The following is a 240-nucleotide window of genomic DNA, read 5'->3' on the forward strand; positions in this document are numbered from 1 at the left end:
CGATCTCGATGTCGATACCGAAGGATTTGATGGCCTGAATATTCTGGCGCACCCGATCACTCAGGCTATCCAGGAATATCGTTTCGATAAGCTCGAAGCTCAACCGGCCGGGCGGGATGTCATAACCGCCGAGCTTCGCTGTCAATTCGGGATCGTCGAGACGATCGGCGGACAGATTGACCGAAACCCGGATGCCCTCCAGCAGAGAGATCAGGGATTTCATATCCGACAGGACAGCCT

General features: G+C 55.0%; 1 pseudogene. It reads right to left on the bottom strand.

The annotated features are described in order from the left end of the window. Window positions 1-223: pseudogene (locus EOD29_RS34655) on the bottom strand (diguanylate phosphodiesterase); the annotation flags it as partial. Between the last annotated feature and the right edge of the window lie 17 nt (window positions 224-240).

Source organism: Mesorhizobium sp. M1A.T.Ca.IN.004.03.1.1, assembly GCF_003997555.1.
Classification (GTDB): Bacteria; Pseudomonadota; Alphaproteobacteria; order Rhizobiales; family Rhizobiaceae; genus Mesorhizobium.